Source organism: Candidatus Enterococcus leclercqii (assembly GCF_009933135.1).
Classification (GTDB): Bacteria; Bacillota; Bacilli; order Lactobacillales; family Enterococcaceae; genus Enterococcus_C; species Enterococcus_C leclercqii.
The window spans coordinates 70029-83276 of the sequence record NZ_MAEH01000014.1; the positions used below are offsets into that span (position 1 = coordinate 70029).

Here is a 13248-nt window from a genome sequence, read left to right on the forward strand (position 1 = left end):
AAATGAAGAAGAAAATGCTTTGGAAGGACGTTTTCAAATCTATTTCAAAGTCTAAAGGACGATTCTTTTCGATAGTTGGACTGATGTTGTTAGGTTCCTTTGCATTGGTCGGATTAAAAGTGACCGGACCCGACATGCGGGCAACCGGCGAAAATTATGTGAATAGATTAGATAGTGCCGATATCACTGTAATCAGTCCGCTTGGCTTGGATGATTTTGACGTAAAGACTCTCAATAAAACCAAAGGGACTCAGCATATTGAATACGGCTACTTAAAAGACGTGGTTATAAAAGGCAGCGATGAAAGTATTCGTCTGTATTCAATGGGAAAAGACTTATCTGGCTATCACTTGGTGAAGGGCCGGCTGCCGGAGAATGCCAATGAAATTGCCTTAGACAATATTCATAATGAAAAGTACCAGATTGGTGACACCTTTAAAGTGGCTGAAAAAGCGGATGCTACGGGGACGAAAATCTTAAAAACGAATAATTTTAAGATTGTGGGCTTCGTCTATTCAGGAGAAATTCTCTCCAACGTTAATATGGGCCAGTCCACAGCTGGTAGTGGTGAATTAAAAGGGTATGGTGTTGTTACGAAAGAGACATTTGATTCTCCATACTACATGCTTGCCAGGATGAGTTTTAAAGATACAGTTGCTGTGGATCCGTATTCGGATAACTACACGAATAAGATTCAAGCCCATAAAGAGGCATTAAGTAAATTGTTAGAAAACCAACCCGAAATTCGGTTGGCAGCTATTCAAAACGAGTATCAACAACAAATTGACGCTGGACAAAAGAAAATCAATGATGCAAAAAAACAATTAGCAGATGCTAAAAAACAATTGACTGCTGGTGAGTTGAAAATGAAAGCTGGTCAAGAACAGATTCAGCAGGCGCAGGACGCCATAAGTCAAGGGGAAACGCAATTAGCCAGTGCAAAAGAAGCCTTGTCGTCAGGCAAAACAACGCTAGACGAAAAATGGACACAACTACAAGTAGGAAACAGTCAGTTAGCCAGGGCTAAAAGTTCATTAGATGTTGGGGCGGTCCAATTATCTGAAGCCGCAAATGCAATTGCAGATGGCAAAAGCCAACTGGATTCCGGGCAAAGGCAAATTACTCAAAAAGAAGCCGAGCTAACCGCAGCAAAACAAGAATACGCGGATAAAAAGGCCCAACTTGACACTTCACAAGTAACGTATAGTGCTGGAAAGAGCAAATATGATGCGACAGAAAAAGAAATTGAAAAAAATGAGCAACAATTAGAGGCCGGAAAGGATAAGTATGAATCTGGCTTGCAACAATTATCCACTGGTATCGATCAGGTCAATGCCGGACTCAGCCAAATCCAGCAACAATTAGCAGATATTGAAAAAGCTCTGGCACAGCCGGATTTACCAGAGGACCAAAAACAGCAATTAGCAGCCCAACAGCAAACCCTAAACCAGAAAAAAGCGGAAGTTCAAAAGCAATTAGCTGCTTTGACAATAAAGCAAACGGCTACTCAAGCAGAATATGATGCCTTTAAAACGAATACTTACACTCCTGGTAAAACGAAGCTGGAGACGGCGAAAAAAGAATTGGCAGCTCAAAAGAAAGCGTTGGACCAAGCAGCTGAAAAAATCAGGACAGGACAACAACAGCTGACCGCAGGAGAGGCTCAGATAATTAACGGCGAGCAGCAATTAGCAGCAGCCAAAGAAACGATTGCTGCAAATCAACAAGTGTTGGCTGAAAAAGAACAGGAGTATCAAGCAGCTCTTGCCCAGTACAATAGCGGCTTGGCCAGCTATAACCAAAATCAAGCGGCCTATTATGCGGGCTTAGCCCAATGGACCCAAGGAGTGGAGACGCTAGATACGAAATCAGCGGAATACCAAGCAAATAAAGACAAATTAGCAGCTGCCAAGTCAGAACTGGCAGACAAGGAAACGGATTTGTCAGAAGCAAAAGATGAATTGGCGGAAAAGCAAAAAGCGTTTGCTGAGAAAGAACCAGATGCCAAAAAAGGAATCGAAGAGGCCGAGGAAAAACTAAACGACGCGCAAGAGACACTAGACAAGTTGAAGGCGCCAGTTTACAGTTTGGATAGTCGCCGTGAAATTCCCGGTAGCGAGGGGTACAAAATGTATAGTACCATCTCAGAAATTGTCGATGCTTTAGCCAATGTGTTCCCGATTTTCTTGTATTTTGTTGCGGCATTAGTCACCTCGACAACGATGGCGCGTTTTGTTGATGAAGAGCGAATCAACTCAGGAACACTGAAAGCACTGGGTTATTCCAATAAAGATGTTTTGAAGAAATTCACTTTTTATGGATTAGTATCAAGCTTACTAGGAACAATCATCGGGATTATTCTGGGGCATACGCTATTACCTCTTATTGTGTATAATGCTTATCACGATGGATTTGTGTTCCAAACTATTGAACTGCATTTCAATCCGGGAATTTCTCTGGTTGCTATATTATTGGCGGTCATCAGTTCTGTTGGTCCCGCCTGGTTAGTCGCAGCAAGTGAGTTGAAGGAGCAGCCGGCCACATTGCTATTGCCTAAACCACCGGCAGCCGGCTCCAAGATTTTATTGGAAAGAATGCCGTTTATATGGAAAAAAATGAGCTTCACTCACAAAGTAACTGCTCGAAATATTTTTCGTTACAAAAAGCGCATGCTGATGACGATTTTTGGGGTAGCCGGAGCCGTGGCATTGCTATTCGCCGGCTTTAGCGTGCAACATTCCATTGGTGGAATCAGTGAACGACAATTCGGTGAAATTATTCACTACGATATGATCATCGCTGAAACCGATCACCTGCTGACTAAACAAAAGACCGAGGTAGAAGATCAATTAAAAGAAACTGAAGTGAAGGAATCTTTGGGAATTCACTTTGAATCCATGACAAAAATAGCAGGAGCTAACAAAGATGCCCAAGAGATTAAGCTAATTGTTCCAAGTGATACGAAAAAACTGCCAAATTATGTGTCTTTAGATAATCGCAAAAGTGGGGCAAACCTGACACTCCCAGATGATGGTGTGGTTGTCTCAGAACGATTGGCAAAATTATTGAACGTGCAAATAGGAGACACAATTACTCTGCAGGATGGCGAGAATATTAGCCGCAAGCTGAAGATTAGCGGGATTGCTGAGATGTATATGGGACATTTTATCTTTGCCAGCAAGACAAGCTATGCCCGTATTTTTGAAACGGATTATCAAACGAATGCCTATTTAGTGAATTTAGAAAATAACTCCCTTGGCAATACAGAAAAACAAGCGGCGAAATTCATGAATCTTGCCGGTGTAAAAGGCGTCGTCCAAAATACGACAATGATCAATCAAGTGCATACTATCGTGAATTCATTAAACAAAATCATGAAAGTCTTGATTGTGATTGCCGCTCTATTGGGTATTGTTATCCTGTATAATTTGACCAATATCAATGTCTCCGAGCGAATTCGTGAGCTTTCTACGATCAAAGTTCTTGGATTTTACGATGGGGAAGTGACGATGTATATTTACCGAGAGACGATTCTCTTAACGATTCTCGGGGTACTAGCAGGATTTGGGATTGGTGAAGTACTCCATCGTTATATCATTACGGTTGTGCCGCCAGATGATGTCATGTTTAATCCGGCTTTAGGTACAACAAGCTTTGTGATTCCAGCGATAATTATTGCATTGGTGACTGCAATTTTAGGCTTTGTTGTCAACTATCGCTTGAAAAACGTGGATATGTTGGAAGCATTGAAGTCCGTGGATTGATTTTCTTACGACGAGAGGCCCACTGATTTGGATACTGGGAAAGCCTTCAGTCTGACAGTCAATTAGCGCTTTACAGAAAAGTAAAAAGAGGTTCTCTCAATTTCGAGGGAACCTCTTTTTGCACGAGCAGTTACTTAGAGAGTCGGTATTTTTGCAAAGGGACTTCTGATGTTTAGCGATTTTCCTGCGAGGCGCTGTGGACCAGTTCGTTAAAGAAGAGTCTGGCTACATTTGAAAAAGTTCCATTTTTCTTCCAAATGACACTGGTGTTGGCCGTCAGAGGAGGGGCAAAGGGAATAAATGTCAAACCGAGGTTTTTAGTGTTGATGATCCCATCAATACAAAGCGCGATAGCTTGGCCGTATTTTACTAAGACTGAAGCGTTGTAAAGCAGATTATAAGTTCCAACAACGTTATAGTTGCTTAGGTTTCCACCTAACCAGTCAGCTAGCTGATTGTCCACTAGAGACTGACTGGAAATTAAGAGTGGTTGATCAACCAAATCTGCCGAAGTAATTTGCGTTTTGCAGGCTAACGGGTGACCATCGTTAATCAAAATACCCCAGCGATCAGAAAGTGGCAAAGGCAGATAATCATATTTTTGCTTTTCAACAGGATCAATGACTAACCCAAAATCCAACAGGCCCTTATCAATTTTTTCTTTGATGTCATCGGCATTTCCACTGTAAAGATGGACGTTGATCTCAGGGTATTGTTCTAATAAAACATTTAAAATACGAGAAATAAATTGAAACGCTTGAGTTTCTCCACCACCGATTGTGATATCACCACCGATGATATCATTTTTTTTCAGGTTGGCAGTGGTGGTTTCTACCAGTGAGAGGATCTCTTTTCCACGATTCACTAAGTAAGTTCCTTCTTCGGTCAAAGTGATTTCACGGTTGCCCCGGATAAAAAGTTGTACGCCAAGTTCTGCCTCCAATTCTTTTAATTGCTTGGAAAGAGCAGGTTGTGAGAGGTATAAAGTCTCTGCGGCTCGACTGATTGTCTTTTCTCGTGCAACAGTCATGAAATAATTTAAAACACGTAAATCCATTGGCAGCTCCTTCTATAATAAAAAGTTATATTTAGGTATGTTCTATAAGTATTATTCATTATTAGTGTACCTGATTATACTTAAACTGACAAACCAACAAGGAGGCAAATAGATGACTGAAGCGAGCTTACTCGAACAAATAAGCAATAAAGAAATTTTGGCTGATTCAGAATTATTTAAGGAGATCCATCGAATAAAGCATCAAAACGAAGGCGTAATTGCAGAAATGAATACCGGCTACCATGATGCGGTAGAGACGTTACAATATTTCGAAGCTATCACAGGGAAAAAACTGGATTCCACTGTGACAGTGTCGCTACCTTTTTACACTGACTTTGGTGCTCACATTATGCTGGGCAAGAATGTTTTCATCAATCAAAATGTTACCTTTGTAGATCTAGGAGGGATTGTGATTGAAGAGGATGTGTTGATTGGACCAATGAGCCGGCTGATTACAGTAAATCACCTATTGGATCCGCAAAAGCGCAGAGGTTTGCTGACCAAGCCAATCACAATTAAGAAAAATGCATGGATTGGTGCAAATGTTACGATCTTACCAGGGGTCACCATCGGAAAAGACAGTGTAATTGCTGCCGATTCAACTGTAACCACAGATATTCCTGAGGGGGTCATTGCCGCAGGAACACCAGCCAGAGTAATCAAGCAGCTAATAAGCGATGAGGAGGAAAAAAATGAAGACTTTAAATGATACAGTAATTGTAATTCTTGGTGCTTCTTCTGGTATTGGGGAAGCTACTGCAAAAATATTAGCTGAAAAAGGTGCGCAGTTAGTAATCGCTGCTCGGCGAGAAGATCGACTGAAAAACTTGGCAACAACGTTAGGGAGAAATGTCTATTATAAAACTGCGGATGTTACAAAAAGAGAACAGGTACAACAAGTTATTGACTTAGCGATGGAAAAATTTGGCAAAATTGATGTCATCTTTAATAATGCTGGGATCATGCCCCAAGGTAATTTAGCAAAACTAGAATATGAACAATGGGAGCAGATGCTAGCGGTCAATATCATGGGTGTCTTAAACGGAATCGGAGCCGTTTTGCCAATCATGCAAAAGCAGCAGGCTGGTTTGATCATTACGACAGATTCGATAGCTGGGCATGTCGTTTATCCAGGATCAGCTGTTTATAATGGAACGAAATATGCGGTGAGAGCAATTATGGAGGGGTTAAGACAAGAGGAGCTAGAAAATGGCATTCGCGCAACAATCATTTCCCCGGGCATGGTTGCATCTGAATTGTTCAAAACAGTAGGAAATCCTGTATTAGAAGCCTCCTTGCGGCAAACCGCTAGTCAACCAGGAAATAGTTTGCTTCCACAAGACGTAGCTCGAGCCGTTTTATATGCGATTGAACAGCCGGCCCATGTTACTGTCAGTGAAGTGCTTATCCGGCCAGCAAAACAATTGATCTAGCTGAGGATAGTGAAAATGACGAAACGAGTAAACAAAGCCTATCTTTTTTTATCTTGCATGGGATTGAGTGGTTGTTGCAGTGTAGCAAAGGAACAGGTAAATGTGGATGATATGGACAGAACGCCGCCTTATATTTCCTCAGAAAATGAAAATACTCTGACTTCTGGGGGTGATAAACAGGCGAGTCTAACCCTGTGGATTGAAGATGAAAAATTTGAAATCTGCCTAGCGGAAACCCCTGCAGCCGCGCAATTGGTGCAACTATTACCAAAATCATTTATAATGCATGATTTGAACCAGCAGGAGAAGTATTATGTGCTTTCGCAAGCGCTACCTGAAGAGCCAATAAGTGTTGGCCAGATTCAAGCTGGCGATGTGATGCTATACGGCCGTGATACGCTGGTAATTTTTTATAAAAAATTTGAGACTTTCTATTCCTATACTCGACTGGGAAAGGTTGTGAATCCCGTTGAGTTAGCAAAGCTTTCTAGAAATGGCCCACTTGCTGTGGAAATCAATAATTAAGATCCAGAACGTTGGAAAACTGCTAGAGAGAATTTTTCATAAAGAAAGATGCGAGCTAAAATCCGACACAGTATTTCATGAAGCCGCTTTTTTGACGCTTCTTTTCATCCGTGTTACGTTTAAAGTAGCACTTAGCAATTTCCTAAGGAGGCCGAGGATGAAAAGATATGACAAGCTTTTTTATGATGGTAATTGGCAGGCAGCACACTCAGAAAAATTGGCAGAAGTAATCAATCCCACGACAGAAGAAGCAATCGCACAGGTAATTCAGGCAGACCACGAGGATATTGACCGGGCAGTGGCGGCAGCTAAGGAGGCTTTTCCAGCTTGGAATGAGACAGCCCCTTTTGAGCGAGCCGTTTATTTGAAAAGAATTCTAGCGGGATTGACAGCGAGAAAAGAGGAAATTGCGGATGTAATCGTTCAAGAGTTAGGAGCTAGTCGATCATTTTCGGAACAGGGGCAAGTGGGCCTAGCTCTTAAGGAATTGCAAGCAACGTTGGAAGAATTGGCAGATTTTGCCTTTGAAGAAGAAATCGACAATGCGACAATTATTAAAGAGGGCTTTGGCGTGGTAGCTTGTATTACACCATGGAACTATCCCCTAAATCAGATTCAGCGGAAGATCACGCCGGCTCTTTTGACTGGGAACACAGTGGTTGTCAAGCCAGCGTCCAATACGCCGTTAACCGCGATTTTATATGCGGAGATCATCCAAGAAGCAGGATTACCGGCTGGGGTCTTTAATTTGGTGACAGGCAGTGGCAGTGATGCCGGAAACTATTTGGCTGAACATGAAGACGTGGCGGTGGTTTCTTTTACGGGATCAACAGCAGTTGGGAAAAAACTATCTGCCAGTGCGGCTGCTACGGTCAAAAAAACAGTGATGGAACTAGGAGGCAAATCTGCTATGATTTACCTTCCTGGCGGGGATCTGGCGCTTGCCGTCAAGCTGGCAGCAAGTACAGTATTAGACAATCAAGGGCAGACCTGTTCGGCCCTCACTCGATTATTGGTTCCAGAAGACATGCTGGCTAAAACCAAAACAGCGCTGAAAGACTACTATGAGAACGTCACAGTCGGGAATCCGGCAGAGCCGACAACTCGAGTGGGCCCGGTGGTTTCGGAAGAACAGTTAAAGACTGTGTTGGATTACATTGAAATCGGAAAAAAAGAAGGAGCCGAAGTTTTGATCGGGGGCAAGGCCATTGAAGGGACTGGCTATTTCGTAGAACCGACTGTCTTCATTAATGGAAATAATCAGATGCGTATTGCTCGTGAGGAAATCTTTGGACCGGTTTTGACAGTCTTGACCTATAGTTCAGTTGCAGAGGCCATCACTATCGCCAATGATTCCGACTATGGCTTGTCTGGTGGGGTCGTTGGTCCAGAGGAGGCTGCCTATGAAGTGGCTAAAAAAATGCGAACCGGCAATGTCATCATCAATGGCAGTAATCGTACACCGAAAGCTCCTTTTGGCGGCTATAAACAGTCAGGTATTGGTCGAGAGAATGGCCGTTTTGGATTGGAAGATTACGTAGAGATTAAAGCAGTCTTTCATGGATGAGTAGAAATAAGTTTTAAAAGGGTGAGTGTCTTTTCAGATGCTCGCTTTTTTTTGGATACATTTTGCCACCGATGGATTGTTTTATTTATCACAATTATTTCTAAATTCACGAATTTGAAAACTTCTTTAATTTGTTTCTTTATACCTTTAGTTTGTATCTGTAAGTTTCCCTCTGGAAGCGGTATCTTTGGATTGATCACAAGCTACCTAGTTATGACATAGTGAAAGTCTGGCGATTTGAACTGCTTGTTCTATAATCTTACGTTATTTATCAGAAAACAGCTTTTATTTTAAGAGATTGCAGAAAAATCTCATTACGTTGAGAGTTCGTTTTTTTTTGTCAGTACCTTAGTCTTTATAACCGGTAAGTAATTGGGATCTGGTCAGTGTTGACGAATTTTCGTGGGCACAAAAAGTTACGAGGAGGAGAAACATGAAAAACATTCGCTTCAAAAGTGTGGCAGTTTTGACATTGTTGGCAGCGCTAACAATAGGAGCAGCCGGCTGTCAGAAGAACACAGGTCAAAGTCAGACCAAGGATGAAACCAAGATTGTGTATTCCGAAACCGAGGAAGCCAAATTGAATCGTGGGATGGACAATCAGCCCCAGTCTTCTTATTGGTTCCCAGAAGATCTGTTGAAGTGGGATTTTGCCAAGGATCCTGATGCCAAATATAACGTCAGCACCACACCATTGGCAAAACGAGCAGATAAAAAATCGTTGGCAACTGTCAATGATACGCAAGATCCGGATATGCAGGTAGTGGCACTGTCCATCATGAATTCCAGCACGAGCGGCAATGCGCCTCACGGGATCAATACCTTTGATGCCAACATCTTTTCATCTTGGCAATACATCGACAAAATGGTCTACTGGGGTGGCTCTTCTGGTGAAGGAATCATCGTGCCGCCAAGTGCTGATGTAATTGATGCTGCCCACAAAAACGGCGTACCGGTTTTGGGAACGATTTTCTTCCCGCAAACTGCCCACGGTGGGAAAATTGAGTGGTTATCACAATTTTTGGAAAAAGACAAAGACGGGAATTTTCCAATCGTAGACAAGATGATCGCAGTGGCAGATGCTTACGGATTTGACGGTTGGTTTATCAACCAAGAGACAGACAATGAAGTCACCAGCTTTGACGAAGCCGCAGAAAACAAGACAGAAACAAAAGAGGATAAAGCCACTTCTGAGTTGAATAAAAAACATGCCGAGCTGATGCAGGAACTGATTAAAGCCTACAAAGCCAAAGTCGGGGATAAGCAAGATCTCATGTGGTACGACTCCATGACCAAAGAAGGTAAGATGGATTGGCAAAATGCGTTAACCGATAAAAACGATGCTTTCATGGTGGATGCCGAGATGAATCCGGTAGCTGACAATATGTTCCTGAATTTCTGGTGGAATACCGATGAACTGGCTGGCGACAAACTGTTGGAAAAATCTGCCGCCAAAGCTAAAGAATTGAACATCGACCCTTACGAGCTGTTTGCCGGTATCGACGTTCAAGCAGATGGCTACATGACACCAACGCGTTGGAGTCTATTTACTGATAAAAATAACAAACCTTACACTTCTCTTGGACTATACGTACCGGATTGGACGTATTTCTCCGGTGGCACACCAGATGATATCCAAGCCCGGGAAAATACCTTCTGGGTCAATGGTCAAGCTGATCCAACTTTGAGCGTTCCAGTAGAAGATGGTGCTTGGCCGGGGGTTTCCACCTATGCAGTGGAACAGACGGCCATCACAGACATGCCTTTTGTTACTAATTTTAATTTGGGAAATGGCTACAATTACTTTATTGATGGTAAAAAAGTTTCGGGTCTCGACTGGAACAATCGCAGTCTGCAGGACATTTTGCCGACTTACCGTTGGATCTTCAATCACGGCAAAGGCAATGATTTAGACGTATTGATGGACTATGCAGAAGCTTATCAAGGCGGAAATTCCTTGAAGCTGCGGGGCAACATGAATGAAAAAACTGCTAGCACAATTAAGCTTTATGCCACTGATTTTGAACTGGCAAAGGATGCAGTCTTTACTACGACCGCCAAAGCGACAGAAGATACTGCCCTTGATTTAGTTTTGACACTGGCAGATGGCAAAGAAGAAACCTTCAAAGCCGATAAAAAAGTTGGCTCAGATTGGACGACAGTCACTTACGATGTTGCCAAAGCAGCCGGCAAAGAGATCAAAGGTATTTCTTACAGCATCACCAGTGAAAAAACCAGCGACGTTTACGAGCTGAATTTCGGTCAAATTTCCCTCACTGGTAAAGAGAGCAAATCTGAAATGGCTGTAAAAAATGTCAAGATTGAGGATACACTATTTGACGAAGAGGAAAGCAATTATGCCGGCGTGCGTTTGACTTGGGAGGCTGTCGATAGCGATAATTTTTCGCATTATGAAATCTATCGGATTAATAAAGACAACAGCCGCTCATTTATCGGTGCGACACCGGCAGCCAACCATTATATCAATGCGCTGGAACGAAATGATGACACCAATAAGACGAGTTTTGTGGTAGTGCCAGTAGATATCTGGGGCAACCGGGGCAAGGATTCCGATAAAGTGACAATGGAGTGGCCGAACAACGCGATTCCAAAAGCAGCTTTCAAAGCATCCCGGACCTTGATTGCACCTGGTGACAGCGTAACCTTTACCAATGCGTCTTCTGCCAATACCGAATCAGTTAAATGGGAATTTGAAGGAGGCAATATCAGCGACAGTACCGACGATGCACCAGTCGTAACTTACGACAAAGCCGGTACCTACGCAGTGAAATTGACGGCTAAGAACAAAGCCGGTGAAACACCTGTTGAAGTCAAAGAATTCATTACTGTTTCTGAAGATGCTAAAGGAGACTTGGCCTTGTTGTCAGCAGGAGCCAAAACAGAGGCATCCGGCTTCACCAACGATAACGAAGCGCCACAAATGGCAGTTGACGGCAAGTTGGATACCAAGTGGTGTGCCACTGGAACACCGCCTCATGAAATTACTTTGGATCTAGGGGCAATCAAGACCGTCAGCGAAGTACACTTGGCTCATGCCGAAGCAGGTGGTGAAAGCCCAGATATGAATACGAAAGCTTACACAATTTTTGTCAGTGAAGACGGCAAAGAGTTCACGCAAGTTACCCGGGTCATCAATAACGCAGCACCGGAATCGGTCGATACGTTCCCGGCAGTCAAAGCTCGCTATGTAAAACTTGCTACTGACAAACCGACACAAGGCTCTGATTCAGCAGTTCGTATTTATGAAATGGGTGTGTACGGATTGAAATAAATGACGACAGGTTGAAAGGCTCACTTAAATGAAGCAATGACAACTGCTTTGTCACCCCGCCTTTAAAGGGAATATGACTAAATGACAAGCAACTTCCATTGAAAAGCAGTGGAAGTTGCTTGTTTTTTCGCTTCAGAATACTTGATGTCACACCTGTTTTCTTGTGAGTCAAGGCTAACAGCACGGGTCTATTCAAGACAGAAATCAGCTTCTGGGATTGACGGGCTGGTAAAGAAGCGGGATAATCGCTTTATGTTGAAAAAAAGAGGGCAGACTATGAAAAAGATCATCAAACAGACGCTGACAGCAGCGGCGTTGCTTTTATTACTGGGGGTTGCCGGTTGTGAGAAGAGAAACAGCAGTGACCAATCGACTGCCAAAAACAGTACTGAGACAACGGTGCTACAGGAGAGTACAACGGTTACTGCAAAATCCTCAGAAGCATCCGCAGACAAGACTCTAAGCACTACTTCACAATCAACAAGCTCAGATTCAGCTACTGACGCGACAAAAACGACACAGCAGCTGCAAAAATTGCGAAATGAGACGCTTGAGGAATTGGCAGCGAAAGATTACAGTGGGACTCAGACGATTGAAGTCAATGGGAATCGGCCCTTTTTCTCTGATACGGATCTTTCCACCAAAGCCGGCTCTTGGGAAAAATATGGTGAGCTGGATCATTTGAATCGAGTCACGACCGCAGAAGCCCTTTTAAATCAAGATTTGATGCCTACGGAAAAAAGAGGGGATATTTCCAGTGTTACTCCCACCGGTTGGAAGAATAAAAAAATCAATGGTGCCTATTTGTTCAATCGTTCTCATTTGATTGGCTATGCACTGGCCGGAGAAAATGCCAATTGGAAAAATTTATTTACTGGTACCAGGCAACTGAACTCCCCGGAAATGCTGCGATATGAAATGGATATCAAGTATTATTTGGAAAAAAGTTCCGAGAATTACGTTCGCTATCGGGTCACACCGATTTTCCGCGAAAATGAGTTGGTGGCTCGGGGCGTACAGATGGAAGGACAGTCGATAGGCAGCGACGCCATCTGTTTTAATGTCTATATCTTCAATATACAAGACGGAGTGACGCTGAATTATGCGGACGGCTCTAGTACCATTACCTCTGCTGGTTCTGATGCGTCTCAAAGTAGCGATACAGCACCAGCCACTTCTAAAAATGATGCTGCTGCAAATACGACAGAAGCAGCAGAAAAACAATATGTTGATGAAAACGGCAAAGGTCTAATCAAAGGATCTAAATCCAAAATCTACCATATTCCCGGCTCAAAACACTATGAACAGACCACCAACCCTAAAGCCTGGTTTAAGACTGTCAAGGAGGCCGAAGAAAACGGCTACCGGGCACCAAAAGATCAGTAACTGTTTGGCAGTGCCAATTCTCAAAAAGGATAGCCGGGTGCAGAAAACCAGTAAAAGTTAAGCGAAGTAAATCCGTAGCTGACGATTGAAGCAATCGACAGCTACGGATTTTTTTGATTTTGGCAAAAAGTCTGGGCAATACAAAAGACCCGGCGTAAGCGCACCGGGTCTTTCAAGGAAAATAAAGAATATGGGGTTTAAAGAAATGAACACAAGGGTTAAAT

General features: G+C 43.0%; 8 protein-coding genes. 7 read left to right on the top strand and 1 reads right to left on the bottom strand.

Annotated features, from left to right (window positions below; all coding sequences use genetic code 11):
• The first annotated feature begins 2 nt into the window (after nt 1-2).
• On the top strand, nt 3-3764 hold the full coding sequence (locus BAU14_RS06830; protein WP_161899345.1) for an FtsX-like permease family protein: 3762 nt from the start codon (nt 3-5) through the stop codon (nt 3762-3764).
• Between the two features lie 172 nt (nt 3765-3936).
• Here the strand turns inward: BAU14_RS06830 and BAU14_RS06835 are convergent, their stop codons facing one another.
• Nucleotides 3937-4821 carry a LysR family transcriptional regulator gene (locus BAU14_RS06835; RefSeq protein WP_161899346.1) on the bottom strand — a complete coding sequence of 295 codons (885 nt, stop codon included), beginning with the start codon at nt 4819-4821 and terminating at the stop codon, nt 3937-3939.
• A gap of 112 nt (nt 4822-4933) precedes the next feature.
• On the opposite strand from BAU14_RS06835, the gene BAU14_RS06840 reads away from it, so the two are divergent.
• The 6 genes from BAU14_RS06840 to BAU14_RS06865 all read left to right on the top strand — a co-directional run bounded on the left by BAU14_RS06840 (nt 4934) and on the right by BAU14_RS06865 (nt 13024).
• The gene (locus tag BAU14_RS06840) at nt 4934-5530 is read left to right on the top strand and encodes a DapH/DapD/GlmU-related protein (RefSeq protein WP_161899347.1); all 597 of its coding nucleotides are present in this window, start codon (nt 4934-4936) and stop codon (nt 5528-5530) included.
• Nucleotides 5514-6254 (top strand): SDR family oxidoreductase, encoded by a 741-nt coding sequence (locus BAU14_RS06845; RefSeq protein WP_161899348.1) that lies wholly within the window; start codon nt 5514-5516, stop codon nt 6252-6254. The genes BAU14_RS06840 and BAU14_RS06845 overlap by 17 nt, the downstream gene beginning before the upstream one ends.
• A 15-nt stretch (nt 6255-6269) precedes the next feature.
• The gene (locus BAU14_RS06850) at nt 6270-6779 is read left to right on the top strand and encodes a cyclophilin-like fold protein (RefSeq protein ID WP_161899349.1); all 510 of its coding nucleotides are present in this window, start codon (nt 6270-6272) and stop codon (nt 6777-6779) included.
• A 157-nt stretch (nt 6780-6936) separates the two neighbouring features.
• The gene (locus tag BAU14_RS06855) at nt 6937-8346 is read left to right on the top strand and encodes an aldehyde dehydrogenase family protein (RefSeq protein ID WP_161899350.1); all 1410 of its coding nucleotides are present in this window, start codon (nt 6937-6939) and stop codon (nt 8344-8346) included.
• A 433-nt stretch (nt 8347-8779) separates the two neighbouring features.
• Entirely contained in the window at nt 8780-11638 is a 2859-nt protein-coding gene (locus BAU14_RS06860; RefSeq protein WP_161899351.1) for an endo-beta-N-acetylglucosaminidase, read from the top strand.
• Nucleotides 11639-11914: 276 nt separating this feature from the next.
• Nucleotides 11915-13024, top strand: a complete 1110-nt coding sequence (locus BAU14_RS06865) for a DNA/RNA non-specific endonuclease (protein ID WP_202622178.1) — start codon at nt 11915-11917, stop codon at nt 13022-13024.
• The last annotated feature ends 224 nt before the right edge of the window (nt 13025-13248 follow it).

Coding starts and splice junctions, on each gene's coding strand:
- BAU14_RS06830 (WP_161899345.1), top strand. CDS start 3: ATGAAGAAGAAAATGCTTTGGAAGGACGTTTTCAAATCTATTTCAAAG.
- BAU14_RS06835 (WP_161899346.1), bottom strand. CDS start 4,821: ATGGATTTACGTGTTTTAAATTATTTCATGACTGTTGCACGAGAAAAG.
- BAU14_RS06840 (WP_161899347.1), top strand. CDS start 4,934: ATGACTGAAGCGAGCTTACTCGAACAAATAAGCAATAAAGAAATTTTG.
- BAU14_RS06845 (WP_161899348.1), top strand. CDS start 5,514: ATGAAGACTTTAAATGATACAGTAATTGTAATTCTTGGTGCTTCTTCT.
- BAU14_RS06850 (WP_161899349.1), top strand. CDS start 6,270: ATGACGAAACGAGTAAACAAAGCCTATCTTTTTTTATCTTGCATGGGA.
- BAU14_RS06855 (WP_161899350.1), top strand. CDS start 6,937: ATGAAAAGATATGACAAGCTTTTTTATGATGGTAATTGGCAGGCAGCA.
- BAU14_RS06860 (WP_161899351.1), top strand. CDS start 8,780: ATGAAAAACATTCGCTTCAAAAGTGTGGCAGTTTTGACATTGTTGGCA.
- BAU14_RS06865 (WP_202622178.1), top strand. CDS start 11,915: ATGAAAAAGATCATCAAACAGACGCTGACAGCAGCGGCGTTGCTTTTA.